This window comes from Sinomonas sp. B1-1 (assembly GCF_050474465.1).
Classification (GTDB): Bacteria; Actinomycetota; Actinomycetes; order Actinomycetales; family Micrococcaceae; genus Sinomonas; species Sinomonas flava.
In genome coordinates this window covers 805,154-829,179 of the sequence record NZ_JBCHVF010000001.1, presented here as the reverse complement: position 1 = coordinate 829,179, position 24,026 = coordinate 805,154, and the positions used below count along the sequence as shown (strand labels likewise).

The window sequence follows — 24,026 nt, the reverse complement described above, 5'->3', positions numbered from 1 at the left end:
GTCCAGCCTACCCTCAGGGCCCCGCGGCGAAGGTGAGCCACAGGAGCACGATGTTCAGCGCGACGACGAGCGCGGCGCTCGTCCAGGACGCGACCGCCAGGGGGAGCCGCATCGCGTACTCGCCCACGACCGACTTCGAGGAACCGAGGCGGATGAGCGGGATCAGGGCGAAGGGGATGCCGAAGCTGAGCACGACCTGGCTCACGACCAGGGACCACGTCGGGTCCACGCCCAGCGCGAGGACGACGATCGAGGGGATGAGCGTGATGGACCGGCGCAGCACGAGGGGGATCCGGCGTTCGAGCAGCCCCTCCATGATGGTCGCTCCCGCATACGCGCCCACCGCGGTCGAGGCGAGGCCGCTGGCGAGGAGGCCCAGGGCGAAGATCGCACCCACGGCCGGGCCGAGGGCCGACTGGATCGCGGCGTGCGCTCCCTCGATCGAGTCGGTGCCCTCGTCCCCGGCCAGCGTCGAGGCCGCGAGGAGGAGCATGCCGATGTTCACGACGCCGGCAACGCCGAGGGCGACGACGACGTCGACCCGGGTGCCGCGCAGGAGGCGGCGGATGGCCGCCCCGGTGAATTCCTCGGCAGGATCGCTGCGGTGCCGGTCCCTCGCCAGCGCTGAATGGACGTAGATGGCGTGGGGCATGACCGTGGCGCCGAGCATCGAGGCCGCGAGCAGGACGGAGTCGGGGCCGTCGAAGCGCGGCAGAAGGCCCGCGACGACGCCCGAGGGCGCTGGGGGGCTCAGTGCCAGACCTGTGAGGAAGCCGATGGTGATGACGGCCAGGAGCCCCACGATGGCGAGCTCGAAGCGCTGCTGCGTCCGGAAGTCCTGGATGGCCAGGATCGCCATGGACACGGCGCCGACGATGACGGCGCCCAGCGGAAGCGGCACCTGGAAGAGGAGGTGCAGGGCGAGCGCGCCCCCGACGACCTCTGCGAGGTCCGTCGCGAGCGCCACGATTTCGGCCTGCGCCCAGTACAGCCTGCGCGCTGCCGGGCGCAGGCGCCCGCCCAGGATTTCGGGCATGGTGCGCCCGGTGACCACGCCCAGCTTGGCGGACTGGTACTGGATGAGCATCGCCATGGCGTTGGCGAGGACGAGTACCCACACGAGCAGGTAGCTGTACCGGGCGCCTGCAGTGAGGTTCGCGGCGACGTTCCCCGGGTCCACGTACGCGACGGACGCGACGAACGCGGGTCCGAGAGTCCCCATGAGCATCGCCCACCGGGGCGTCGCCCCAGGCAGCCGCTCGGTCGCCTTCACCGTCCTGCTCACCTTCAGCCTCTCTGCTGCGGGCTCCAAAGGTGTTAGCCAGCCCTCGGAACCTCTTTTCGGTCTGCCTAAACCTTAGGCGGCCCAGAAGATGAGGGCAAGCGGCTGGCCCCTTCCGCCCGCTATGCGGGGGACGGGACGGCGCGCCAGACCTGGGTCAGATAGGGGAGCGCGAGGACCTCGCCGGGGCTGTGCCCGAGGTGCTCGAAGAGGTACCACGCGAGGTTCGACTCGACCTTGGCGCGGTGGCGCGCATCGGCGCGGAGGTAGTAGCTGCGCGACTTGGTCAGGTCCACGATGCCCTCCGGCGTGATGGGGTCCTCCCACCGGATGACAGCAGACTCCCAGCCCGTGAGCTCGGGGCCCGACGGCGGGTGGTAGTCGGGCTTGTGGACATCGCCGGCGTGCATGATGCGGGAGAGCCGGTGCACCCACGGCACCGCCGTGTCGAGCTGGTTCCAGACGAGGCCCGCCCGGCCGCCGGGGCGCAGGAGCCGCACGGCCTCCCGCGTGGCGGCCTTGGCATCGAACCAGTGCCAGGCCTGGGCCGCGACGACGAGGTCCGCGCAGCCGTCGGGAAGCCCAGTGGACTCGGCAGGCGCGACGACGCAGTGCACCCCCGGGTAGCGGCGGCCGAGTTCGGCGAGCATGTCCGCGGACGGGTCCACGGCGGTGACCTCGAGCCCCTGCCGGGTCAGGAGGCCCGTGAACTTGCCCGTGCCGGCCCCGAGGTCGACCGCGGTCTCCGCGCCCTCGGGGACGAGCCACGCCACCGCCTCCGCGGGGTACCCTGGCCGGACCCTCTCATAGTGCGCCCCGCCGGCCTCGAACGCGCTGGCGAGCTCGCGCCGTCGTGCGTCGTCCAGCTTCGGCCCGCCGCGTGCCATTCCCTGCCTCCCTCGTGAACTGCCGAGCCCACTCTATTGCGGCGTGGGCAGCGGCGCCCCCGGCGGGGTCAGGAGTCCGTGAGACAGGGGGCTGCGCCCGCGGTGCCGGGAGTGTTGGGCGCCCATGCGGGGAAGGGCCGCGAGTCGTGGGCGGGCACCCACCGGCCGGCGTCGACCGCGTAGTCGATCCCGAGCCCGTCCTCGACGAGCCCTCGCACTCCCGCCACAAGGCGCTCGACGTCCTCCAGCCGGGACCCGACCCCGAAGCTCGCGCGCAGCGAGCCCGACGGCAGCCCGAGGCGCTTCAGGAGCGGGTGCGCGCAGAACCGGCCGTCGCGCAGCCCCACGCCGTGCTCTGCCGAGAGGCAGGCGGCCACCAGCCCGGCGTCGTGGCCGGCCACCGAGAAGTTCACGACGCCGATAGCCTCCTCGGAGTCGTCGAACAGCCGGTGGACGGTGACGGCGTCGATCTCCGCGAGCCCCTCCAGGAGCGCGGCACGCAGCTGCTGCTCGTGCCGCTGCCACGCGGCCTCGTCGAGGGAGCCGAGGACCTCGGCCGCCCGGGCGAGGGTGGCCGCCCCGAGGACGTTGGGGGAGCCGGCCTCGTGCCGGGCCGGACCGTCCGCCCAGGCGACCGCGTCGAGGCGCACCTCCCGAACGGCGCCGCCGCCGGCAAGGTGGGGAGTGCCGGCGTCGAGCCAGTCGGCGCGGCCCACGAGGACGCCGCTGCCGAACGGCGCGTAGAGCTTGTGGCCCGAGAACGCCAGGTAGTCGATCTCCCCGCACGTCCCTGCGGCGGCCATGTTGATCCGGCGGTGCGGAGCCAGCTGGGCTGCGTCGACGACGATCCGGGCACCGTGCTCGTGCGCGATCGCGGCGAGTTCGGCGATGGGGAGGACTTCGCCCGTGACATTGGAGGCGCCCGTGACCGCGAGGAGGCCCACGCCGCCGTCGGACAGCGAGTTCCGGACCCGCTCGAGGGTCTCGGCCAGGCTGGGCGCGGCGACGACGCTGCGGTGCGGGCGCGCCTGCCAGGGCAGGAGGTTCGCATGGTGCTCGATGTCCAGGTACAGGACCTCGCTCCCGGCCGGGACGCATCCGGCCAGCAGGTTGAGGGAGTCCGTCGTGTTGCGCGTGAACACCACCGCGTCGTCGGGCCGTGCCCGGATGAACCTGCGGACGGTCCCGCGGGCATTCTCATACAGGCTCGTGCTGATCTGCGACGCATACCCCGCACCCCGGTGGACGCTCGCGTAGAACGGCAGGACCTCGGTGAGATGGTCGGCAACGGCAGCGAGCGACGGGGCGGAGGCCGCGTAGTCGAGGTTCGCGTACCGGACCTCGCCGCCGCCCACGAGCGGCGCGCGCAGGTCGTCGCCCACGACGGCGAGCAGCGGCTCGAGCGCGTCGGCGTACCGGTGGGGCGGGGTGGCGCTCGTGCCGACGGCTGTGTCGACGGCGTGCAGCAGGGAGGGCAGGACAGGGCTCATCGGCATTCCTCGTGACCGTGAGGGACCCGTGGCGGGTCCGCGCTTGCCGGGTCCGCTCCGGACCGGCCTGGTCGTCACCCGGGGCACCCCGCCGCGGTGGGAGGGTTGCCGGCCAGCAAACCGGGGTTTAGCGCTGGCACTCGTGACCTGTCCACGAGACTAGGCCACGGGGTGCGGAGGGTGCATCCGTGGCCGTCGAGCGTGTCGCATTGTGACAGCGCGTGTCAGGGCGCCTCCGAGACGGGCTCGCGCTCGGGGTTGAGACGGCCGAGGACCTCCGAATGGAGGATCCCGTTGGTCGCGAGGGCGTTCCCGCCCCACGGGCCGTCCTCCCCGTCCAGGGACGTGAAGCGCCCGCCCGCCTCCTTCACGATCGGAACCAGGGCCGCCATGTCGTACAGGGCGAGCTCGGGCTCGGTGGCGATGTCGACAGCTCCCTCCGCGACGAGGCAGTACGACCAGAAGTCCCCGTACGCTCGCGTCCTCCACACGTCCTCGGTGAGGCCGATGAAGCCGTCGAGGCTCCCTCGCTCCTTCCATCCCGAGAGCGAGGAGTACGAGAGCGAGGCGTCCTCGAGCCGCGCCACATTGGAGACCTTCAGGCGCGTCGCCGAGGCGAGCGAGCGGCCGGTATAGGCGCCGGCTCCCTTCACCGCCCACCACCGGCGGCCGAGGGCCGGCGCGCTCACCACGCCCATGACGATCTCATCGCCGTCCGCGAGGGCGATGAGGGTGGCCCACACGGGCACGCCGCGGACGAAGTTCTTCGTGCCGTCGATCGGGTCGATGATCCACCGGCGCGCCCCGTGCCCCGTCGTGCCGAACTCCTCGCCGACCACGGCGTCCCGAGGCCTGGAGCGGGCAAGCTGGCCGCGGATGGCCTCCTCCGCCGCCCGGTCCGCGTCCGTCACCGGCGTGAGGTCGGGCTTCGTGTCGACCTTGAGGTCGAGGGCCTTGAACCGCTCCATGGTCTGGGCATCGACCGAGTCCGCCAGCACGTGGGCCAGCCGGAGGTCGTCGTTGTACGTCTCGGGCGCTTGCGTCATGGACCCCACGCTATCGCTTCGCGCCCTGCCGGAGCGGGAGGCTCCGCGTGGAAGACGGGGGCCCGCTATGCGCCGAGCTCCTTGGCGTCCTGCGCCTCCTCGCGCGAGCCGCTGCCGAGCAGACGGCGCAGCGACGCGAGGCGGGCCGGACCGGCGTCGCCCGCGTTGCCCTCTGCGACCCACGCGTCGAGCCCGCAGCCGACAGCCGCGGCGTCGTGGCGGCAGCCCCGCTCGCACGCCGCGGTGCCCGGTTCGAGGTCGGCGAAGGCGTGCAGGATCCGGTCCGGGTCCACGTGCGCGAGGCCGAACGACCGGATCCCCGGGGTGTCGATGATCCAGCTCCCCGGCGGAGCCTCGGAGAGGCGGAGGGCAAGCGCCGACGACGAGGTGTGGCGACCGCGCCCGGTCACGGCGTTCACGCCTCCGGTGGCCCGGTCGGCGCCGGTGAGCGCGTTGACCATGGTCGACTTGCCCACACCCGAATGGCCGAGCAGCACCGTCACGTGCCCGTCGAGTTCCGCGCGCAGCTCCGCGACGGCCTCCGCGTCCAGCCGGGCCGAGGAGCCGTCAGCCCCTCGCGCATCGATGCCGGCGCCCGCTGCTGCCTCATCCGCCGGGGCGTCGTCCGCCGGGGCCTCGTCCGTCTCGGCGGTGCGGCTCACGACGACGGTCAGCGGAAGGTGCTCGTAGGTCGCCAGGAGCGGGGCCGGGTCCTTCAGGTCCGCCTTGGTGACGAGCAGGAGCGGCTCGATCCCGGCGTCGTAGGCGGCGACGAGGGCCCGGTCGATGAAGCCTGTGCGGGGCTCGGGGTTGGCGGCCGCCACCACGATCACGAGCTGATCGGCGTTGGCGACCACGACGCGCTCGATGGGGTCTGTGTCGTCCGCGCTGCGGCGCAGGACGGTCTGCCGCTCCTCGACGCGCACGAGCCTGGCGAGCGTGTCCGGACGCCCGCTCACGTCTCCGACGAGCGCGACGAAATCCCCGGCGACCACCGGGGTGCGCCGCAGCTCGCGCGCCCGCGCCGCGACGACGACCCGTTCCTCAGACGAGTCCTCGGCCACGATCGCCGTGTAGCGCCCGCGGTCCACCGTGACGATCCTGCCCCGGACGGCGTCGTCGTGGCTCGGCCGCTCCTTCGTGCGCGGCCGGCTGCCGCGCTTGTTGGGGCGGATCCGGACGTCGCTCTCGTCCCATTCGCGCTTGGCCACTCAGGCTCCCTGGCCGAGCATCCTCGCCCACATCTGGGGGAACTCGGGCATCGTCTTGGACGTCGTCGCGATGTCCTCCACCTCGACGCCCCGGACGGCGAGGCCCCAGATTGCGCCGGCCGTTGCCATCCTGTGGTCCGCGTAGCTGCGCACGACGCCGCCGTGCAGCGGGGCAGGCCTGATCACCAGCCCGTCCTCGGTCTCCTCGGCGTCGCCGCCGAGCCGCGTGATCTCTGCGACGAGCGCCGCGAGGCGGTCCGTCTCGTGCCCGCGCAGGTGCGCGATGCCGGTGAGGCGCGACGGCGAACCGGCCAGCGCGCACAGCGCCGCCACGGTCGGGGCAAGCTCGCTCGTGTCCGCCAGCTCGGCGCCCGTGATCCGCTCGCCGCCCGTGACGGTGAGCGTCCCGCCGTCGAGCGTCACCGTGGCCCCGAGCTGCGGGAGGATCCGCCGCCACGCGTCGCCGACCTGCGTCGTGTGCTCGGGCCAGTTGGGAATCCGGACGGTGCCGTGCGTCGCGAGGGCCGCCGCGAGGAAGGGCCCCGCATTGGAGAGGTCCTGCTCGATGCGCACGTCGAAGGCGCGGATGGTCCCTGGCGTGACGTGCCAGTGGTTGGGCACGGAGTCGTCGACCTCCACCCCGACGCCCCGCAGCACCTCGACCGTCATGGAGATGTGGTCGAGGCTCGGCACGGGCTTGCCCACGTGCTCGAGGTGCAGGCCGTGCTCGAAGCGGGCGCCCACGAGGAGGAGCGCCGAGACGAACTGGCTCGACCCCGACGCGTCGACGACCACGTGCCCGCCGGGCACCGTACCGGCGCCGCGCACCGTGAACGGCAGCGACGTCGGCGTGCCAGCGGAGTCCGGGCCCGACGAGGAGACGGCGACGCCGAGGGCTGCGAGCGCGTCGATGACCGGTCCCATGGGGCGGACCCGGGCATGGGGGTCGCCGTCGAACGCGACTTCACCGCGGACGAGCGCGGCGAGCGGCGGGACGAAGCGCATCACGGTGCCGGCGAGGCCGCAGTCGACCTCGGTCCGTCCCAGACCCGGGGCGTCGGCGCCGGTGGGGATCGGAGTGATCTCGAGGTCGGGGCCGTACTCGCCGTCGCCGGGCACCTCGGTCACCGTCGCCCCGAGCGCCCGGAGCGCCGCGACCATGAGTGCGGAGTCGCGCGAGTGGAGTGGCGCGCGGAGCCTGCTTGGCCCGTCCGCGAGAGCCGCCAGCACGAGGTATCGGTTCGTGAGGGACTTCGAACCCGGAACGGTGACTGTCGCGTCGACCGGGCCGGCGGCGAACGGGGCGGGCCAGGCAGGAGGGGTCACGCGAGCACGCCCGAGGCGGTCTCCGAGGCCCCCTTGGCGACGTTCCGCACCGTGCGCTCGGCGCGCTTGGCGGCCTTGTGCGCGGCCTTGTCGGCCCGGGCGAGCTGGCGGCGGCCGGCCTTCGCGGTGTCGGCGGCGAGGTGCTGCGCGCGCCACGCGACGGAGGGCCGGCCGTCGGTGTCCACCGCGGCGAGCAGGACCCCGCCTGCGAGCGAGAGGTTCTTCAGCAGCCCGGAGCGGCGCGCCGCGCGGCCCTCGGGAGAGCCGATGTCCGCTGAGCGCCACTCGACGAACGCGGTGAGCGCGCTGGTGAGGGCGAGGACCGACGCCGACAGCCGTGGCGCCTTGCCCAGGGCGAACAGGACGCCCGCGGCGATCTGGCTCCCGCCGATCGCCCGGGCCAGCGTCTTCTCGTCCACGCGCACGGGCAGTGCGTCGGCCGCGCGGCGGAGCACCGGAGACAGCTGTTCCGCCGTGTCGTCCGCGTTCTTCAGCTTGTCCGCGCCAGCGACGATGAATGACGACGCCAGAAGCGGCCGGGCGAGGAATCGGACTGCGGACATGGAGCCTCCTGCAAGAGTCGGTGACGTCGTCAGATGCGTCCCCAGTCTCGCACCTTTGCGGAATATTTTCGCGCGGACGCGGCGTTGTGCCTCACGTCCGTCAGCGAAAGCCGCCGCCCGTCGTCCACTGGAAGGAGCCACCGTGCTGGTCCTCGACCGCCCCGTGACTGCCCCGACAGTAGACTGGTCGGCAATGAGCAGTGTCGAGCCCCGCGAGCCGAAGGCCGCCGACGACGGGACAGGTGCCGTGGGCGCCGCGGCCCCGGACGTCGCCGCCGAGTCGGACGATGAGCGCCGCGACCGCTTCGAGCGGGACGCGATGCAGTACGTCGATCAGCTGTACTCCGCTGCCATGCGGATGGCGCGGAACCCCGCGGACGCGGAGGACCTCGTCCAGGAGGCCTATGCGAAGGCCTTCGCAGCGTTCCACCAGTACAAGCCGGGCACGAACCTGAAGGCCTGGCTGTACCGGATCCTGACGAACACGTACATCAACCTCTACAGGAAGCGCCAGCGGGAACCGCAGAAGGCGGCCACCGACACCGTCGAGGACTGGCAGCTCGCCCGCGCCGAGTCGCACACCTCCACCGGACTGAGGTCCGCCGAGGCAGAGGCGCTCGACCACCTCCCCGACTCCGACGTCAAGGAAGCCCTGCAGTCCATCCCCGAGGAGTTCCGCCTCGCGGTGTACTTCGCGGACGTGGAGGGCTTCGCGTACAAGGAGATCTCGGAGATCATGAACACACCCATAGGCACGGTCATGAGCCGGCTCCACCGCGGGCGGAAGATGCTGCGCGACAGGCTCGCCGACTACGCCGCCGAGCGAGGATTCGCGGGCGCCCGCACCGCAGCATCTCAGGAGAAGGAACAATGAGCGATTGCCAAGGGCTGGGGGACTGCGACGAAAGCCGGCTCCAGCGACTGTACGAGTACCTCGACGGCGCCCTTCCCGCGCACGACGTGGCCGAGATCCGCACCCACCTCGAGACGTGCCCGGACTGCCTCGAGGAGCACGACCTCGAGTGCATGATCCGCTCGGCCATGAAGCGCAGCTGCCACGAGCAGGCGCCCGCCGCCCTCAAGACCTCGATCCTGGACAAGATCCACACCCTGCGCGCGCAGTCCTGAATCGCCCAGTCCTGAATCGCCCAGTCCTGAATGGCAGGGTGAGGTCCCCGAAGTACCAGCGGAGCGGGCAGCTGACGCCAGCGGCCGACGGACGCACAGGAGGCCCCGGACAAGTGTCCGGGGCCTCCTGCTGTCCGCGGCTGCGCCTTTAGGTGTTGGGGCGCTTGCCGTGGTTCGCGCCGCCGCGCTTGCGGTCACGGCGCTTGCGTGCACGCTTGCTCATGGCTGGCCTCCTTCTCTCGACGGACTGTGTGGCCCGCGTGGGCCGGGTGGCCCAGAAGGCCGTCGTCCAGTCTCCCACATTCGGCACCCCAGCGCCCAACCGGGCTAGGGCCGGAGGGCTGCGCGGATCGCGGCGCGGGTCGATTCGAGGGCCGCGCGCAGGGCCTCGACCGTGATCTCGGTGATCGGGTGGGCGGCCGCGTGTGCGCGCAGCTCGACGCGGAGGTCGTCGCGGAAGGCCTGCACGAGCATCTCGGCCTCGGCGAGGCGTCCCGCGTTCTCCCGCACCTGCTCGGCGCGGCCGGCCGCAGGGGTGCGGCCCGCCGGACCGTCATCGGTCGGGCGTGCGCCGGCGCCCCCCGAGCCGCCGACGCCCCACGGCGGTGCGCTGCTGCGCTGGGCCGACCTGCGCGCCGTCTCGGCCGTCGCGGCCAGGTCCGCCCTGAGGCCGCGCATGCTCGCCCGCAGCTCCTCGCGCAGCGAGTCGGCGAGGCGTCGCACGGATGCGGAGATGTCCTCTTCGACGTCCGCGAGCTCGCCGCGGCGCTCTTCGAGCTCGGCGCGGCCGGAGTCGGTGATCGAGTACACCGTCCGCCGGCCCTCGGGCGCAGTCGCGACCAGTCCCTCCTCCTCGAGCTTGGAGAGCCGCGGGTAGACGGTCCCGGCGCTGGGCGAGTAGGTGCCGCCGAAGCGCTCGGAGAGCGCCCTGATGATCTCGTAGCCGTGCTTGGGCCCGTCCTCGAGGAGCGCAAGGAGGTACAGGCGCAGGGCACCGTGGGCGAAGACAGGTGGGACCATCTCAGTCCTCCGTTCCGCGGCCCGGCTCCTGGGCTGCCGGGGGAGCCTCGGGGGCTGGGTCCGAGGGCGCCGCGGCGTGGACGACGGCAACGTCCCCCGAGACGGTGTTGGCGCGCAGGCGTATGCGCTGCCCTTCCGGACCGAGGTTCGCCGCGATCTTGCCGCCGAGGATCGTGAAGCGCTCGTCGTCCACGACGACGCGGCCCGAGGAGGTGCGCACGCCGAGGTCGAGCCCTACGCCGTGCGGGATGCGGACGGTCAGGGCGCCGCTGACTGTGTTGGCCCCGATGTCCTGCATGGTGCCTGCCGAGTCGAATGACAGGTCCCCGGAGACGGAGTTGGCGCGCACGTGGTTCAGCTCCCCGGAGGCGGTGACCTCGCCCGAGACTGTCTTCGCGGTCAGGAGGCCTTCGTGGCCGCGCGCGATGACCTCGCCTGAGACCGTATTGATGTGGAGCTCGCCCTGGGTGCCGTCGGCGAGGACCGAGCCGGAGACGGTGTTGAGCTTCGTGACAGGGCCGGTTCCCGAGACGAGCCCGTCGCCGGTGACCGTCCCGACCTCGACGGGGACACGGGCGGGCAGCGCGATGCTCACGATCGCGGTGTTCTGGGTTGCGCCGCTGATGGTTCCGAGCATGCTCTTGAACCAGCCCTGCGCGCCGTCCTCGCGGTGCCGGACCTCGAGCCGGCCCTCGGTGAGGGTCACGACGAGGGGTTCGCCGCTGACCTCCGCGACCTCCACGCGAACGCCCTCGCCGTCGTGCGCGATGACGTCGAGGCGCCCGGCGATGATGCCGGCCCGCAGGGAGGACACTGCCTCGATGTCGATGGTCTGGGGTTCCGTCACTGACCAGCTTTCGGTGGGCATGGCCCCTCCTCCGGGATCACGATATATCGCGTTGACACGATCACGATATATCGCGTTCTCGGGCAGGGCAAGGCCCGGGGCCGGATTCCCTGCCGCCGGCGGGTGCCGTGAGGGGCTCCCCGCCAGCGGCATTGCCCGAGGAGGCGCCCTACTGCGGCTGGGGCAGGCGCAGCCAGGGGAACCAGCCGCGGTGCAGCACGAGCCAGGCGATGAGGCCGTAGCCCGCCTGCCCGGGGGCGCCCGCATTGGCGGCAAGGTCGCCGCGCCACTGCTCGTGGTTCAGCAGGGGGGAGAAGGTGTCCACGTAGTAGTGGTTGCGGCGGGTGGTGACGTCCGCGAAGGCCGTGTTGAGCTCCGCGAGGCGGCGGTTCCGCGCCGGATCCAGGGTCGGCGGAGGGCCTACGACGAACACCTCCGCGCTGTTCTGCTGCGCCGAGTCGAGGATGTTGGCCACGTTGAGCCGGCTGCGGGCGGGGGAGATGCCGAATTCGATGTCGCGGCCGGACAGGCCGATCACGAGGCGGTTCTCGAAGCCCTCGCCGAAGCGGCGGAGCGTCTCGCCCTCCCAGCGGGCGGCGAGGCCTTCGGTTCCTTCGAGGGGGGCCGCGAGGACGTACGACTCGAGGGTCAGTTCCTCCCGCGGTGTCCGGGCGAGGACCCGGCCGAACCACCCGAGCGCGCGGGGGTCCCCATTGCCTGCGAGCAGCTCGTCTCCGATCGCCGCGAGGCGAAGCTTCCTCTCGTGCGCCATCCACTCTCCCTCGTCGTCGCGGCCGCTGCCGCCCCTGCTCTCGGCTTCCGAGTCTAGCGAACGACGGCGGCCGGTCCCCGCGTCTGGGGACCGGCCGCCGTCGTGCCTGGCTTCAGCCTGGCGTCAGCGCGTGAACACCTCGCGGACGAGGATGTCCTGCTCCGCTGCGTGGCGCTTCATCGAGCCCGCGCTCGTCGCGGCCGAGGCAGCGCGTGACACGAGGCGGATGCGGCGCTCGAGCACCGGGGCGAGCGTGATCGCCATGTACGGCCACGGGCCCTGGTTCGCAGGCTCGTCCTGCGCCCACACGACCTCGGCGTTCGGGTACTTGGCGAGCTCGGCCTTGATCTCCTCCTCGGGCAGCGGGTAGAGCTGCTCGACGCGGACGATCGCCGTCTTGGTGTCCTTGGCCTTGGTCCGGGAGGACAGCAGGTCGTAGTAGAGGCGGCCGGAGACCAGGATGACCCGGTCCACAGCGTTCGCATCGAGCTGCTCGTGCTCGCCGATCACGGGACGGAACGTGCCCTCCGTGAAGTCCTCGACGCTCGACGCGGCGCCCTTGAGGCGCAGGAGCTGCTTCGGCGTGAACACCACCAGCGGCTTGCGGGGCCGGCTGAACGCCTGGCGGCGCAGGAGGTGGAAGTGCGACGCCGGCGTGCTCGGCTGGGCGACGATGATGTTGTCCTCGGCGCACAGCTGGAGGAAGCGCTCGATCCGGGCGGACGAGTGGTCCGGGCCCTGGCCCTCGTAGCCGTGGGGGAGGAGCATGACGAGCGAGGACCGCTGGCCCCACTTCTGCTCCGCCGAGGAGATGAACTCGTCGATGATCGTCTGCGCGCCGTTGACGAAGTCGCCGAACTGCGCCTCCCACAGCACGAGGGTGTCCGGACGCTCGACCGAGTAGCCGTACTCGAATCCGAGCGCAGCGTACTCCGAGAGCGACGAGTCGTAGATCGACAGCTTCGCCTGGTCCTCCGAGAGGCTCGCGAGGGGGGTCCACTCGGCGCCGGTCTGGCGATCGTGGAAGACCGCGTGCCGCTGCACGAACGTGCCGCGGCGCGAGTCCTGGCCCGACAGGCGCACGGGCACGCCCTCTGCCGTGAGCGAGCCGAAGGCCGCGATCTCGCCGAAGCCCCAGTCGATCCCGCCGTCGCGGGACATCTGCTCGCGGCGCTCGAGGAGCTGGCGGAGCTTGGCGTGCACCGTGAAGCCCTCGGGAACCTGGACGTGCGCCTGGCCGATCGCGGCGAGCATCTCGCGGCTGATCGCCGTCTGGCGCGGGGCGCGGACCTCGGTGTCCTCCTGCTGCTGGGCGAGGGGGCGCTCGAGGTCCGAGACGGCCTTCGCGTCGGCAGTGATGACCGGGATCGGCGAGGTCTGCGCGGCGTGGGTCTCCGCGAAGACGCGCTCGAGGCGCTCCTGGTAGTCGCGCAGGAGCTGCTCCGCCTCTTCCTGCGTGATGTCGCCGCGGCCGATCAGGCTCTCGGTGTAGAGCTTGCGGACCGAGCGCTTCGCCTCGATGAGGTTGTACATGAGCGGCTGGGTCATCGACGGGTCGTCGCCCTCGTTGTGCCCACGGCGGCGGTAGCACACGAGGTCGATCACGACATCCTTGTGGAACCGCTGGCGGAACCGGTACGCCATCTGGGCGACGCGGACCACGGCCTCGGGATCGTCGCCGTTGACGTGGAAGATCGGCGCCTGGACCATCTTCGCGACGTCGGTCGAGTACACCGAGGAGCGGGACGCGGACGGGGAGGTCGTGAAGCCGACCTGGTTGTTCACGATGATGTGGATCGTGCCGCCGGTGCGGTAGCCGCGCAGCTGCGAGAGGTTGAGGGTCTCCGCCACGACGCCCTGGCCGGCGAACGCCGCGTCGCCGTGGACGAGGATCGGCAGGACGGGGAACGCCTCGCCCTTGTCGAGCCGGTCCTGCTTGGCGCGGACGATGCCTTCGAGGACCGGGTCGACGGCCTCGAGGTGGGACGGGTTGGCGGCGAGGTAGACCTTGGTCTGCTTGCCGTTCTCCGCGGTGAACGTGCCCTCGGTGCCGAGGTGGTACTTGACGTCGCCGGAGCCCTGGACGCTCTTCGGATCCTGCGTGCCCTCGAACTCGCGGAACACCTGCGCATAGGTCTTGCCGGCGATGTTGGTCAGCACGTTGAGGCGGCCGCGGTGGGCCATGCCGATACCGACCTCGTCGAGCCCGTCCTCGGCCGCCTCGGACAGGGTCGCGTCCAGGAGCGGGATGAGCGACTCGCCGCCCTCCAGGGAGAAGCGCTTCTGGCCGACGAACTTGGTCTGCAGGAACGTCTCGAAGGCCTCGGCCGCGTTCAGGCGGGAGACGATGCGCAGCTGCTCCTCGCGGCTCGGCTTCTTGTACGGGTGCTCGAGCTCGTCCTGGAACCACTTGCGCTCGGCGGGCTCCTGCAGGTGCATGTACTCGATGCCGGTGGTGCGGCAGTACGCGTCACGCAGCACGCCGAGGATGTCGCGGAACTTCATCTTCGGCCGGCCGCCGAAACCGCCGGTGGGCCACTCGCGGTCGAGGTCCCACAGGGTCAGGCCGTAGGTGAGCACGTCGAGGTCCGGATGCCGGCGCTGGACGTACTCGAGCGGGTTCGTGTCCGCCATGAGGTGGCCGCGCACGCGGAACGCGTGGATGAGCTGCTGGATGCGGGCCACCTTGTTGATGGCGTCCTCGGGGTTGACCTGGAGGTCCGGGCTCCAGCGCACCGGCTCGTAGGGGATGCGCAGCGATTCGAAGATCTCGTCGTAGAAGCCCTGCTCCCCGAGGAGGAGCTGGTGCACGAGGCGGAGGAACTCGCCCGAGCCCGCGCCCTGGATCACGCGGTGGTCGTAGGTCGAGGTCAGCGTGATGATCTTGCCGACGGCCTGGAGGGCCAAAATCTTCTCGGAGCTGCCCTGGAACTCGGCCGGGTACTCGAGCGCACCGACGCCGATGATGGCGGCCTGGCCCTTCGAGAGGCGCGGCACGGAGTGGACGGTGCCGATGCCGCCGGGGTTGGTCAGGGAGACCGTGGTGCCGGCGTAGTCGTCGGCGGTGAGCTTGCCCGCGCGCGAGCGCTTGACGAGGTCCTCATAGGTGTGCCAGAAGTCCGAGAAGTTGAGGGTCTCGGCCTTCTTGATGTTCGGGACCACGAGGAGGCGTGAGCCGTCCGGCCTCGGCAGGTCAATGGCGATGCCGAAGTTGACGTGCGCGTGCTGGATGGCGACCGGCTTGCCGTCGACCTCGTCGTAGGAGACGTTCATGGACGGCATGAGCTTGAGCGCGCGGATCACGGCGAAGCCGATGAGGTGCGTGAACGAGACCTTGCCGCCGCGGACGCGCGTCAGGTGGTTGTTGATCACGATGCGCTGGTCCATGAGGAGCTTCGCGGGCACCGCGCGCACGGTCGTGGCGGTGGGCACCTCGAGGCTCGTGATCATGTTCGACGCGATGGCCTTGGCCGGACCGCGCAGCGGCGAGACGACGTCGTCCTCGATCGTCTCGTCCTTGGCCGTCTTCGGCAGCTGGGCAGGGATCAGGCCCGTCGTGGAGGGCCGGGCGCCGTCGCGTACGACGGCGGCAGCGCCCTTCTTCGGCGAGGCGTCCGACGGCGCCGGGGCAGCAGCCGGAGCGGAGGCGGCGGCCGGCGCGGCGGCCGGTGCCGCGGGCTTGGCGGGAGCGGCAGCCGGCGCGGCGGCCGGTGCCGCAGGCTTGGCGGGCGCAGGCGAGGCGTTGGGGGCCTTGACCGTGGGGATCTGCCGCGTCAGCGTGTCGGCCGCGGGCGCCTTCGCCGTGCCGTTCGACGTGTGGCCGCTGTCCGAGTCGAACGACTCGAACAACGGCCACCACTTGGAGTCCACGGAGTTCTTGTTCTGCTGGTACTGCTCGTAGAGCTCGTCCACAAGCCACTCATTGCCGCCGAATTCCTCGGGCAGGCGGTGGGTTGGCAGTTCTGGCACTGGAGTTACGCCTCTTCCATCGATACTTAGGCCCGCACAAGTCCGCGGGTCCGCGCGCCATGCCCCACATCGGGACCGTGTTCTCCACGGGGCTGTCCGAGGGGGCCGGCTGGATCCGCCGACTGCCGTGGACCCCGTCAGGGCCCACACACTCCTGAATAGTCTAGTGACCTGCGCGCGGAATCGGGCAATCTGAGTCCGCTATCACACCGCGCCGTCGCTGATAGGCTGGAATGACTATGGACGGCACCTCTAGATGCCGGCCCGGCCGTGCGCCCCTTCCGGGGCTCCGCGACCGCAGCGCCGGCAGACACCGTGTACTTGTTCACCCGTGGCGCCCATCGGCGCGCCGCCGCACCCTCTGGGGGCCCGATTCCTGAGATGGAATGGCTCCTCCTGGCCGCCGGCCTGCTCCTGATTCTCGGCACGGGCTTCTTCGTGGCCGTCGAATTCTCCCTCGTGGCCCTCGACCAGGCCACCGTCCAGCGCAGCATCGACGCCGGCGAACCCGGTGCAGAGGCGCTCCTGCGCTGCCTCAAGAGCCTCTCGACCCAGCTCTCGAGCTGCCAGCTCGGCATCACCCTCACCACGCTCCTCACCGGCTACGTGATGGAACCTTCGGTGGGCCGCCTCCTCGAGGGCCCGCTCGCGGCCCTCGGCATCCCGGGCGCTACCGCGGTGTCGCTGACCGCCGCGATGGTCCTCGCCACGTTCCTTTCCATGCTCATCGGCGAGCTCGTGCCGAAAAACCTGGCGATCGCCCGCGCACTCGCCGTCGGCCGCGCCGTGGCCCCGTCGCAGCTCCTGTTCACCGCGGTGTTCAAGCCCGCCATCGTCGTGCTCAACGGCTTCTCGAACCGGGTCCTGCACCAGATGGGCATCGAGGCCAAGGAGGAGATCTCCGGGGCGCGGTCGCCCGCCGAGCTCGCCTCCCTCGTCCGCCGGTCGGCCGAGCTCGGCACGCTCGACGAGGGGACAGCGCGCTTCGTCGCCCGCACACTGAGCTTCGCGGAGCGCACCGCCGCCGACGTCATGACCCCGCGCATGCGGGTCACGACCGTGGATGCCGACGGGTCCGTCGACGCTGTGGTCGAGGCCGCGCGGCGCACCGGCCACTCGCGCTTCCCAGTGATCGGGGACTCGCCCGATGACGTCCGCGGGCTGGTCCACGTCAAGAAGGCCGTGGCCGTTCCGGCGGAGCGCCGGCACTCGCTGCAGGCGGGAGCCATCATGACGGAGGTGCTGCGGGTCCCCGAGACCATCCACCTCGACGCGCTCATCTCCCAGCTGCGCGACGGGAACCTGCAGCTCGCCGTCGTTTTGGACGAGTACGGCGGGACCGCCGGCATCGTCACGCTCGAGGACCTCGTGGAGGAGATCGTGGGCGAGGTCTCGGACGAGCATGACCGGCTCGCTCCCGGGGTCCTGCAGAGTGCTGCGGGGGACTGGTACTTCTCGGGCCTCATGCGCCCCGACGAAGTGTCGGAGCAGGTGCCCGGGCTGGGCGTTGCCGACAGTCCCGCATACGAAACCGTGGGCGGCTTCGTCATGAGCGCGCTCGGACGTGTCGCCGCGGTCGGGGACACCCTCGAGATCGGCGGGGGCGAGCTCAGCGTGGTCCGCATGGACGGGCGCCGCGTGGACCGGCTCAAGTTCGTCCCGCCCAAGGAGCCGCAGATGGCCGAGGGCACGCGCGACGGCGGGAGGGCTGCCTGATGGGCGACTGGGCCGGGATCCTCTGGCTGGCCGTGCTCCTGCTCGGCAACGCGTTCTTCGTCGGTGCCGAGTTCGCCATCATGAGCGCCCGGCGCAGCCAGATCGAGCCGCTTGCCGAAGCGGGCTCGGGCCGCGCCGCCACCACGCTGCGCGCCATGGAGCACGTCTCGCTCATGCTCGCGTGCGCGCAGCTCGGCATCACAGTGTGCTCGCTGCTCATCCTCCAGGTCGCCGAGCCGGCGATCCACCACCTCATCGGCGACCCCCTCCACGCGGTGGGGCTCCCCGAGGAGCTGGCCGGGGGCATCGGCTTCGTGGCGGCGCTGGCGATCGTCACGTTCCTGCACGTGACCTTCGGCGAGATGGTCCCGAAGAACATCTCCGTCTCGGCCGCCGACCGCGCCGCACTCCTGCTCGCTCCGGCGCTCATGGGTGTCGCGCGGGTGGTCCGTCCGGTGATCCATCTCCTCAATGGCAGCGCGAACGGCATCCTCCGCCTCATGAAGGTCGAGCCCAAGGACGAGGTGACCTCGAGCTTCACCCTCGAGGAGGTGCAGTCGATCGTCGCGGAGTCGACGCGCCACGGCCTCGTCGACGACGAGTCGGGCCTGCTCTCGGGAGCCCTCGAGTTCTCCGACCAGACGGCCGAGTCGATCATGGTCCCGGTCGAGGAGCTCGTCTCGCTCCCCGCGACGGCCACGCCCGAGGAGTTCGAGAAGGCGGTCGCCAAGACCGGGTTCTCGCGCTTCCCGATGGTCGACGACGACGGCGAGCTCGTGGGGTACCTGCACGTCAAGGACGTGCTCGCCATCGCCCCTGAGCACCGCGGCCGGCCGATCGGGGAGAGCAGGGTCCGTTCGCTGGCCAACCTGGGGCTGGACGCCGAGATCGAGGACGCCCTCTCCACGATGCAGAAGTCGGGCTTCCACCTCGCGCGCGTCATCGGCCCGGAGGGTGCGACGCGCGGCGTCGTGTTCCTCGAGGACGTCATCGAGCAGCTCGTCGGCGAGATCAGGGACGCGACGCAGAACGCCGTCGTGCGCCGCAGGGAGAACGGCGGCGCGGCGAGGTAGGGGCAGCCGGGCGGGGGCCGGGGCGCTAGATGGGAATTGTTCCCAAGAAGCGGTAGAGTGTCTGTGTTGCGACTCGTTCTCAGTTGTCCGGTCCACGGCCAGCGGGAGCAGTCGCCTCGCGCCCCCTCGACCCCCTCCCGCCGACCCGAACTGAGGACCTGTGAGTTCTTCCCTGCTCCGCACTGCCGCCCTCGGCGCCGCAGCCGCCCTTCTCCTGGCCGGCTGCGCCCCGACGCCGGGCCAGGGCGGCGGCGGGGACACGATCTCGGTCGTGGCCTCGACGAACGTGTACGGGGACCTCGCCCAGACGATCGGCGGGGACCGCGTGCACGTGACCGCGATCGTCAGCAAGCCGACCCAGGACCCGCACTCCTACGAGGCGACGACCCAGGACCGCCTCGCGGTGTCCAAGGCCAGGCTCGTCATCGAGAACGGCGGGGGCTACGACCCGTTCATGGATTCCCTCCTCGCCGACGCCCGGCCCGAGGCGTCCTCGGTCCTCAACGCCGTCGAGGCGAGCGGGCTCGGCGGCGGCGTGGGCGGCTCGGGCGAGCCGGCGCCGTCGTCCGCCGCCCCCTCGGCCAGCGCCCACACCGGCCACGCCCACATATCCAACGAGCATGTCTGGTACGACCTGCACGCGATGGAGGCTGTGGTCACAGCGATTGCCGAGCGCCTCGGCGAGCTCGAGCCCTCCTCGGCGGCGGACTTCACCGAGCGGGCCGCCGCGGTCGCGAAGCGGCTCGAAGCCGCCGAGGGAACGCTCGCGGCGATCAGGCAGGCCCACTCCGGCAAGGCCGCCGCGCTCACCGAGCCCGTCCCGTCCTATCTCCTCGAAGACGCGGGGCTCAAGGACGCCACGCCGCCGGGCTTCCTCGAGGCCGTCGAAGAGGAGCAGGACGTCCCGCCGGCAGTGCTCAAGTCCACGCTGGACCTCCTCGCCGCCAAGGGGGTCGCGGTCCTGGCCTACAACCCCCAGACGGAGAGCCCCCAGACCAAGCAGGTCCGGGCGGCGGCCGAGGCCGCGGGAGTTCCCGTCGTCGAGTTCACCGAGACGCTCCCTCAGGGAACCGACTACGCGGGCTGGATGCAGGGGAACGCCGACGCGCTCGCGAAGGCGCTCGGATGAGCGGCCCCGACGCGCGCGTCCCGGCTGTCCGGCTGCGCGGCGCCTCCCTCGCGTTCGGCGACCGGACCCTCTGGTCCGGGCTCGACCTCGATATCCAGCCGGGTGAGTTCTTCGCCGTCCTCGGGCCCAACGGCAGCGGGAAGACGAGCTTCCTCAAAGCGCTCCTCGGCGTCCTCCCGCTCAGCTCGGGGACCGTCGAGATCGCGGGTCACCCAGCCGGGCAGCGGGGGGAGGGGATCGGCTACATCCCGCAGCAGCGCGCCTTCGCCCCGGACACGCCCCTGCGCGCGCGGGACCTCGTCGGCCTCGGCATCGACGGTCACCGCTGGGGCTTCCGGCTGCGCCACCGGGCTGTCGACGCGCAGGTGGACGACCTGCTCGGGCGCGTGGGTGCCCGCGAGTACGCCAAGGTGCCGGTCGGCCAGCTCTCCGGCGGCGAGCAGCAGCGGCTCCGCATCGCGCAGGCGATCGCCGACAGCCCCCGCGTGCTCCTGTGCGACGAGCCGCTCCTCTCGCTCGACCTCAACCACCAGCAGGCCGTCAGCCAGCTCATCGACGACCAGCGCCGCGCCAACGACGCCGCGGTCGTGTTCGTCACCCACGAGATCAACCCGATCCTGGACTACGTGGACCGCGTCCTGTACCTCGCGGACGGTCGCTTCCGGATCGGCTCCCCGTCAGAGGTCATGACCACCGAGGTCCTCTCCGCGCTCTACGGCGGCCGCGTCGAGGTCTCGCGGGTCAACGGCCGCATCGTGGTCGTGGGCCTGCCCGATGCCACCACCCACTACCACCTCCCCGGCGACCACCACGAGACGGAGCCCGCATGAGCCTGTCCGACATCCTCGGGAGCATCTTCTCCTTCGAGAACTACGGGGAGATCCTCGCGCTCGTCCAGAACTCGGTGTGGGCGGGTGCCGTGCTCGGCCTGCTCGGCGGCCTCGTCGGGACGTTCGTCATGAAGCGCGACCTCGCGTTCGCCGTCCACGGCATCTCCGAGCTCTCGTTCGCCGGCGCCGCGTTCGCGCTGCTCCTCGGCGCGGACGTCGTGCTCGGCTCCCTCGCGGGCTCTGTCGTCGCCGCGCTCGTCATCGCCCTCATGGGCGGCCGCGCGCGGGAGAAGAACTCCGTGATTGGCGTCCTCATGCCGTTCGGGCTGGGGCTCGGCATCCTCTGTCTGGCCCTCTACGAGGGCCGCGCTGCGAACAAGTTCGGACTCCTCACCGGACAGATCGTCGCCGTCGACACCGTGCAGCTGCAGCTGCTCGCGGTGACCGCGCTCGCCGTCGTGCTCGCCCTCGCCGCCATCTGGCGGCCGCTCACCTTCGCGAGCGTCGACCCCGAGATGGCCCATGCCCGCGGCGTTCCGGTGCGCGGGCTCTCCATCGCGTTCCTGCTGATCCTCGGCGTGAGCGTCGCACTGTCGATCCACGTGGTCGGCGCGCTGCTCGTGCTCGCGCTCCTCATCACCCCGGCCGCGGCCGCCCTGAAGGTGACGTCCTCGCCCCGTCTCGTGCTCGTGCTCAGCGTAGGGTTCGCGGTGGCCGCGACGGTGGGCGGGATCCTGCTCGCACTCGGCGGCAGGCTCCCCATCAGCCCGTACATCACCACGCTGTCGTTCGTCATCTACGCGGTGAGCGCCAGCATCGGCTGGTACCGGCGGCGGCGGGCCCTGAACGGCCGGCTGCAGCCCACGCCGGGGGAGCCTCAGCGCACGACGCCGGTCGCGGCCTCGCGCTAGCTGCCCGCCTCGCCCGCGTCCCCGGCCTCGGCGGATCCGCCAGGCTGCCCATCGGCACGCTCCTGTGCGGCCAGCGCGGTGCACTGGGGGCAGAGGCCGAAGATCTCCACGGTGTGCTCCACGGCGGTGTAGCCGTGTTCGCGGGCCACACGGCTCGCCCAGGTCTCGACGGCGGGGGCCTCGATGTCCACGGCCTTCCCGCATCGCCGGCACACCAGGTGGTGATGGTGCCCGGTGGCCTCGCAGCGGCGGTAGACGGCTTCGCCCTCGTCGCTGCGCAGGACGTCGACCAGGCCCTCCTCGGCCATGGACTGCAGGATGCGGTACGTCGTGGCGAGCGAGACGGACGCCCCCTCGTCGTGGAGCATGCGGTGCAGCTCCTGGGTGCTCACGAAGTCCTCGAGCCGGTCGAGCGCCGCCGAGACGGCGACCCGCTGCTTGGTGACCCGCTGCTCGCGTGCCGCGGGCCGTCCCGCGCTCTCCGATGCCCGGGCCGTCGTGCGGGTTCTCTCCGCCACCGTTCCTCCCTCGAACGCCGGCAGTCCTCCGGCGCAGTCGATCCTCCAGCCTAGCAAGAGGCGGTTCTAGACTGGCGCCATGCGCATGACGAAGCTCACCCACGCGTGCATCAGGCTCGAGAAGCCGGGCGGCCCCGCCGGCGGGAACCGGGTCCTCGTGATCGATCCCGGCACCTTCTCGGAGGTGGAGGAGGCCCTGGATGGTGCCCAGGCCTTCCTCGTCACCCACGAGCACCCCGACCACCTCGACCTCGACAGGACCGGCGCCGCGCTCGCAGCGGACACCGGCCTCGAGGCCTGGGCCCCCGCGGCGGTGGCGGACCAGCTGAAGGAGGCCGCGCCGTCGGCCGCGGACCGCATCCACGTGGCGGAGCCGGAGACGGAGTTCGACGCCGCAGGCTTCCACGTGAAGACCTTCGGCAGCCAGCACGCGCTCATCCACGCGAGCGTGCCCGTGGTGGCGAACATCGGCTACCTCGTGGACGGCGAGGTGTTCCACCCGGGCGACTCCTTCACCGTCCCACACGGGGTCAGCGTCAGCACGCTGCTCGTGCCGATCCATGCGCCCTGGAGCAAGGTCGGCGAGGTCCTGGACTTCATGATCGCCGTCGGGGCGACTCGGGCCTACCCGATCCACAATGCCCTCCTGAACGAGCGCGGGACCGGAATCGCCGAGGGGCACGCCAAGCGGATCGGGGCAAAGTACGGCACCGAGTACGTGCACCTCGAACCGGGCGAGTCTGTCGACCTGTAGCTCCCCGGACAGCCGCAGGGCAGCGACTACTCTGGACGTCAGCGCCGGCGTCACCGCCGCGCGCCAGACGCGGCGCCCACAAGGGGCCGGTCCGTGAAGAGGAGTGGCACTGATGACCCAGGTCCTTGTATCCCCGGCGGAGCTCGCCGGCCGGCTCGACTCCGGCGCCCGCACCGTCGTCCTGGACGTCCGATGGTCCCTCGGCGCCCCCCACGGCCTGGCGGCGTACGAGGCTGGCCACATCCCCGGCGCCGTGTTCGCGGACCTCGAGACAGAGCTCGCCGTGCCGGTCCAGCCGGGAAGCGCCGAGGAGGCCGCCGGCGGCCGGCACCCGCTGCCGGCGCCGGACAGCTTCGAGGAGACCGCCAGACGCTGGGGGATCGACGACGGCGACCCGGTGGTCGTGTACGACGACTCCGCCGGCCAGTCCGCCGCGCGCGCCTGGTGGATGCTGCGGGACGCGGGCGTCGAGGACGTGCGCATCCTCGACGGAGGACTGGCCGCGTGGACGCGCGCCGGGCTCGCCCTCGAGCGCGGCCGGGAGGTCCCCGCGCTCGGCGGTGTCCACCTCTCCGGGCACCACCTGCCGCGGATCGACGCCGATGCCGTCGGCGCCCTCACCGGCCAGGGCGGCGTGCTGCTCGACGCGAGGGCAGCCGAGCGCTACCGGGGCGAGGTCGAGCCCGTGGACCCGCGGCCGGGCCACATTCCCGGCGCCGTCAGCGCCCCGACGTCAGGCAACCTCGCCCCGGACGGGACGTTCCTGCCCGCCGACGCGCTGCGCCAACGCTACGCCGCGCTCGGTGCAGTGCCCGGACGGGACGTAGCGGTCTACTGCGGCTCCGGCGTCACGGCCGCGCACGACGTCGCGGCCCTCGCCATCGCGGGCATCGACGCCGCGCTCTACCCCGGCTCCTACTCGCAGTGGTCCAGGGACCCCGCCCGGCCGGTGGCCACGGGCGACGGGGAGACCGCCGCATCGGATAGCGTCGGATCCATGAGCCGAGGAGCGCGGGCATGACCCCGGGACGCCCCATCCTGCCCGGGGTGGACAAGCTCCGCCGCCCCCTCGGCACTCACGCGAGTGCGGAGGGGGCCTCCGACCAGGGCAACGAGAGGAAAGCCATGAGCACGCTGTTCACGCGCATCATCGAGGGCGAGCTGCCCGGACGCTTCGTGTGGAAGGACGACGACGTCGTCGCGTTCCTGAGCATCGGGCCCCTCGCGGAGGGCCACACGCTGGTCGTGCCGCGCAAGGAGGTGGACCGCTGGACCGATGCCTCGCCGGAGCTCTGGGGCCGGCTCACCGCGGTGGCCCAGACCATCGGGGCGGCGCAGGTCGAGGCGTTCGGCGCGGCGCGCGCGGGGCTGATCATCGCAGGGTTCGAGATCAACCACCTGCACCTGCACGTCTGGCCCTCCAACTCGGAGGCCGAGTACGACTTCAAGCGCGCCCAGCACAACCCCGACCCGGCCGTCCTCGACGCGGCCGCCGAGAAGATCCGCGCGGCCCTGCGCGCCTCAGGGCACGGGGACCACGTCCCGGCCGCCTGA

At 71.8% G+C, this 24,026-nt stretch carries 23 protein-coding genes and 1 riboswitch; of the genes, 10 read left to right on the top strand and 13 right to left on the bottom strand.

Annotation, left to right across the window (positions count from 1 at the left end):
* Positions 1 to 13: 13 nt before the first annotated feature.
* The 7 genes from ACQ5BE_RS03875 to ACQ5BE_RS03845 form a co-directional block, all read right to left on the bottom strand.
* Positions 14 to 1,285 (bottom strand): Nramp family divalent metal transporter, encoded by a 1,272-nt coding sequence (locus tag ACQ5BE_RS03875; RefSeq protein WP_430295555.1) that lies wholly within the window; start codon positions 1,283 to 1,285, stop codon positions 14 to 16.
* Between the two features lie 119 nt (positions 1,286 to 1,404).
* On the bottom strand, positions 1,405 to 2,169 hold the full coding sequence (locus ACQ5BE_RS03870; protein WP_430295554.1) for a class I SAM-dependent methyltransferase: 765 nt from the start codon (positions 2,167 to 2,169) through the stop codon (positions 1,405 to 1,407).
* A 68-nt stretch (positions 2,170 to 2,237) separates the two neighbouring features.
* Positions 2,238 to 3,659: an aminotransferase class V-fold PLP-dependent enzyme gene (locus tag ACQ5BE_RS03865; RefSeq protein WP_430295553.1), complete on the bottom strand. Its 1,422-nt coding sequence runs from the start codon at positions 3,657 to 3,659 to the stop codon at positions 2,238 to 2,240.
* A gap of 34 nt (positions 3,660 to 3,693) precedes the next feature.
* Positions 3,694 to 3,807, bottom strand: a riboswitch (SAM riboswitch).
* Positions 3,808 to 3,883: 76 nt separating this feature from the next.
* The gene (gene hisN / locus ACQ5BE_RS03860) at positions 3,884 to 4,705 is read right to left on the bottom strand and encodes a histidinol-phosphatase (RefSeq protein WP_430295551.1); all 822 of its coding nucleotides are present in this window, start codon (positions 4,703 to 4,705) and stop codon (positions 3,884 to 3,886) included.
* 65 nt (positions 4,706 to 4,770) lie between these two features.
* A complete protein-coding gene (gene rsgA, locus ACQ5BE_RS03855; protein WP_430295549.1) occupies positions 4,771 to 5,916 on the bottom strand; it encodes a ribosome small subunit-dependent GTPase A in 1,146 nt (381 codons plus the stop codon).
* Positions 5,917 to 7,242, bottom strand: a complete 1,326-nt coding sequence (gene aroA / locus ACQ5BE_RS03850; protein WP_430295547.1) for a 3-phosphoshikimate 1-carboxyvinyltransferase — start codon at positions 7,240 to 7,242, stop codon at positions 5,917 to 5,919.
* Complete coding sequence (locus tag ACQ5BE_RS03845; RefSeq protein WP_430295546.1) at positions 7,239 to 7,805, bottom strand: DoxX family protein; 567 nt, start codon at positions 7,803 to 7,805, stop codon at positions 7,239 to 7,241. Before ACQ5BE_RS03845 ends, aroA begins: the two co-directional genes overlap by 4 nt.
* Before the next feature lie 193 nt (positions 7,806 to 7,998).
* Between ACQ5BE_RS03845 and ACQ5BE_RS03840 the strand changes: the two genes are divergently transcribed.
* Together ACQ5BE_RS03840 and rsrA are read left to right on the top strand one after the other, a co-directional pair.
* Positions 7,999 to 8,679 (top strand): sigma-70 family RNA polymerase sigma factor, encoded by a 681-nt coding sequence (locus tag ACQ5BE_RS03840; protein ID WP_255405232.1) that lies wholly within the window; start codon positions 7,999 to 8,001, stop codon positions 8,677 to 8,679.
* Positions 8,676 to 8,933, top strand: a complete 258-nt coding sequence (gene rsrA / locus ACQ5BE_RS03835; protein WP_208709257.1) for a mycothiol system anti-sigma-R factor — start codon at positions 8,676 to 8,678, stop codon at positions 8,931 to 8,933. Before ACQ5BE_RS03840 ends, rsrA begins: the two co-directional genes overlap by 4 nt.
* A gap of 148 nt (positions 8,934 to 9,081) precedes the next feature.
* On the opposite strand, the gene ACQ5BE_RS03830 is transcribed toward rsrA, so the two are convergent.
* The 5 genes from ACQ5BE_RS03830 to ACQ5BE_RS03810 all read right to left on the bottom strand — a co-directional run bounded on the left by ACQ5BE_RS03830 (position 9,082) and on the right by ACQ5BE_RS03810 (position 15,541).
* Entirely contained in the window at positions 9,082 to 9,156 is a 75-nt protein-coding gene (locus ACQ5BE_RS03830; RefSeq protein WP_369299106.1) for a 50S ribosomal protein bL37, read from the bottom strand.
* A 104-nt stretch (positions 9,157 to 9,260) separates the two neighbouring features.
* Positions 9,261 to 9,953, bottom strand: coding sequence for a PadR family transcriptional regulator (locus ACQ5BE_RS03825; protein ID WP_430295545.1), 693 nt, complete (start codon positions 9,951 to 9,953; stop codon positions 9,261 to 9,263).
* Position 9,954: 1 nt separating this feature from the next.
* Positions 9,955 to 10,821 (bottom strand): DUF4097 family beta strand repeat-containing protein, encoded by an 867-nt coding sequence (locus ACQ5BE_RS03820; RefSeq protein ID WP_430295544.1) that lies wholly within the window; start codon positions 10,819 to 10,821, stop codon positions 9,955 to 9,957.
* A gap of 148 nt (positions 10,822 to 10,969) precedes the next feature.
* The gene (locus tag ACQ5BE_RS03815) at positions 10,970 to 11,572 is read right to left on the bottom strand and encodes a GDSL-type esterase/lipase family protein (protein ID WP_208709251.1); all 603 of its coding nucleotides are present in this window, start codon (positions 11,570 to 11,572) and stop codon (positions 10,970 to 10,972) included.
* Between the two features lie 123 nt (positions 11,573 to 11,695).
* Complete coding sequence (locus ACQ5BE_RS03810; RefSeq protein ID WP_430295543.1) at positions 11,696 to 15,541, bottom strand: multifunctional oxoglutarate decarboxylase/oxoglutarate dehydrogenase thiamine pyrophosphate-binding subunit/dihydrolipoyllysine-residue succinyltransferase subunit; 3,846 nt, start codon at positions 15,539 to 15,541, stop codon at positions 11,696 to 11,698.
* Between the two features lie 381 nt (positions 15,542 to 15,922).
* Between ACQ5BE_RS03810 and ACQ5BE_RS03805 the strand changes: the two genes are divergently transcribed.
* From ACQ5BE_RS03805 to ACQ5BE_RS03785, 5 genes are all read left to right on the top strand, one after another.
* Positions 15,923 to 17,257, top strand: a complete 1,335-nt coding sequence (locus ACQ5BE_RS03805) for a hemolysin family protein (RefSeq protein ID WP_430295542.1) — start codon at positions 15,923 to 15,925, stop codon at positions 17,255 to 17,257.
* Positions 17,257 to 18,330 (top strand): hemolysin family protein, encoded by a 1,074-nt coding sequence (locus tag ACQ5BE_RS03800; RefSeq protein ID WP_430295541.1) that lies wholly within the window; start codon positions 17,257 to 17,259, stop codon positions 18,328 to 18,330. Before ACQ5BE_RS03805 ends, ACQ5BE_RS03800 begins: the two co-directional genes overlap by 1 nt.
* 160 nt (positions 18,331 to 18,490) lie before the next feature.
* The gene (locus ACQ5BE_RS03795; protein ID WP_430295540.1) at positions 18,491 to 19,459 is read left to right on the top strand and encodes a metal ABC transporter solute-binding protein, Zn/Mn family; all 969 of its coding nucleotides are present in this window, start codon (positions 18,491 to 18,493) and stop codon (positions 19,457 to 19,459) included.
* A complete protein-coding gene (locus tag ACQ5BE_RS03790) occupies positions 19,456 to 20,289 on the top strand; it encodes a metal ABC transporter ATP-binding protein (protein WP_430295539.1) in 834 nt (277 codons plus the stop codon). Before ACQ5BE_RS03795 ends, ACQ5BE_RS03790 begins: the two co-directional genes overlap by 4 nt.
* Positions 20,286 to 21,200, top strand: a complete 915-nt coding sequence (locus ACQ5BE_RS03785) for a metal ABC transporter permease (RefSeq protein WP_430295538.1) — start codon at positions 20,286 to 20,288, stop codon at positions 21,198 to 21,200. The genes ACQ5BE_RS03790 and ACQ5BE_RS03785 overlap by 4 nt, the downstream gene beginning before the upstream one ends.
* Here the strand turns inward: ACQ5BE_RS03785 and ACQ5BE_RS03780 are convergent.
* Positions 21,197 to 21,718 (bottom strand): Fur family transcriptional regulator, encoded by a 522-nt coding sequence (locus ACQ5BE_RS03780; RefSeq protein ID WP_430295537.1) that lies wholly within the window; start codon positions 21,716 to 21,718, stop codon positions 21,197 to 21,199. The genes ACQ5BE_RS03785 and ACQ5BE_RS03780 overlap by 4 nt on opposite strands.
* A 79-nt stretch (positions 21,719 to 21,797) precedes the next feature.
* On the opposite strand from ACQ5BE_RS03780, the gene ACQ5BE_RS03775 reads away from it, so the two are divergent.
* From ACQ5BE_RS03775 to ACQ5BE_RS03765, 3 genes are all read left to right on the top strand, one after another.
* Positions 21,798 to 22,472, top strand: coding sequence for an MBL fold metallo-hydrolase (locus tag ACQ5BE_RS03775; RefSeq protein ID WP_430295536.1), 675 nt, complete (start codon positions 21,798 to 21,800; stop codon positions 22,470 to 22,472).
* Positions 22,473 to 22,584: 112 nt separating this feature from the next.
* Positions 22,585 to 23,493 (top strand): sulfurtransferase, encoded by a 909-nt coding sequence (locus ACQ5BE_RS03770; protein ID WP_430295535.1) that lies wholly within the window; start codon positions 22,585 to 22,587, stop codon positions 23,491 to 23,493.
* 104 nt (positions 23,494 to 23,597) lie between these two features.
* Positions 23,598 to 24,026, top strand: a complete 429-nt coding sequence (locus ACQ5BE_RS03765; RefSeq protein ID WP_430295769.1) for an HIT family protein — start codon at positions 23,598 to 23,600, stop codon at positions 24,024 to 24,026.

Excerpts from the sequence above, each read along its gene's own strand:
- ACQ5BE_RS03870 (WP_430295554.1), bottom strand. The coding sequence starts at position 2,169 with ATGGCACGCGGCGGGCCGAAGCTGGACGACGCACGACGGCGCGAGCTC.
- ACQ5BE_RS03865 (WP_430295553.1), bottom strand. The coding sequence starts at position 3,659 with ATGAGCCCTGTCCTGCCCTCCCTGCTGCACGCCGTCGACACAGCCGTC.
- hisN (WP_430295551.1), bottom strand. The coding sequence starts at position 4,705 with ATGACGCAAGCGCCCGAGACGTACAACGACGACCTCCGGCTGGCCCAC.
- ACQ5BE_RS03845 (WP_430295546.1), bottom strand. The coding sequence starts at position 7,805 with ATGTCCGCAGTCCGATTCCTCGCCCGGCCGCTTCTGGCGTCGTCATTC.
- ACQ5BE_RS03840 (WP_255405232.1), top strand. The coding sequence starts at position 7,999 with ATGAGCAGTGTCGAGCCCCGCGAGCCGAAGGCCGCCGACGACGGGACA.
- rsrA (WP_208709257.1), top strand. The coding sequence starts at position 8,676 with ATGAGCGATTGCCAAGGGCTGGGGGACTGCGACGAAAGCCGGCTCCAG.
- ACQ5BE_RS03825 (WP_430295545.1), bottom strand. The coding sequence starts at position 9,953 with ATGGTCCCACCTGTCTTCGCCCACGGTGCCCTGCGCCTGTACCTCCTT.
- ACQ5BE_RS03820 (WP_430295544.1), bottom strand. The coding sequence starts at position 10,821 with ATGCCCACCGAAAGCTGGTCAGTGACGGAACCCCAGACCATCGACATC.
- ACQ5BE_RS03815 (WP_208709251.1), bottom strand. The coding sequence starts at position 11,572 with ATGGCGCACGAGAGGAAGCTTCGCCTCGCGGCGATCGGAGACGAGCTG.
- ACQ5BE_RS03805 (WP_430295542.1), top strand. The coding sequence starts at position 15,923 with ATGGAATGGCTCCTCCTGGCCGCCGGCCTGCTCCTGATTCTCGGCACG.
- ACQ5BE_RS03800 (WP_430295541.1), top strand. The coding sequence starts at position 17,257 with ATGGGCGACTGGGCCGGGATCCTCTGGCTGGCCGTGCTCCTGCTCGGC.
- ACQ5BE_RS03790 (WP_430295539.1), top strand. The coding sequence starts at position 19,456 with ATGAGCGGCCCCGACGCGCGCGTCCCGGCTGTCCGGCTGCGCGGCGCC.
- ACQ5BE_RS03785 (WP_430295538.1), top strand. The coding sequence starts at position 20,286 with ATGAGCCTGTCCGACATCCTCGGGAGCATCTTCTCCTTCGAGAACTAC.
- ACQ5BE_RS03775 (WP_430295536.1), top strand. The coding sequence starts at position 21,798 with ATGCGCATGACGAAGCTCACCCACGCGTGCATCAGGCTCGAGAAGCCG.
- ACQ5BE_RS03770 (WP_430295535.1), top strand. The coding sequence starts at position 22,585 with ATGACCCAGGTCCTTGTATCCCCGGCGGAGCTCGCCGGCCGGCTCGAC.
- ACQ5BE_RS03765 (WP_430295769.1), top strand. The coding sequence starts at position 23,598 with ATGAGCACGCTGTTCACGCGCATCATCGAGGGCGAGCTGCCCGGACGC.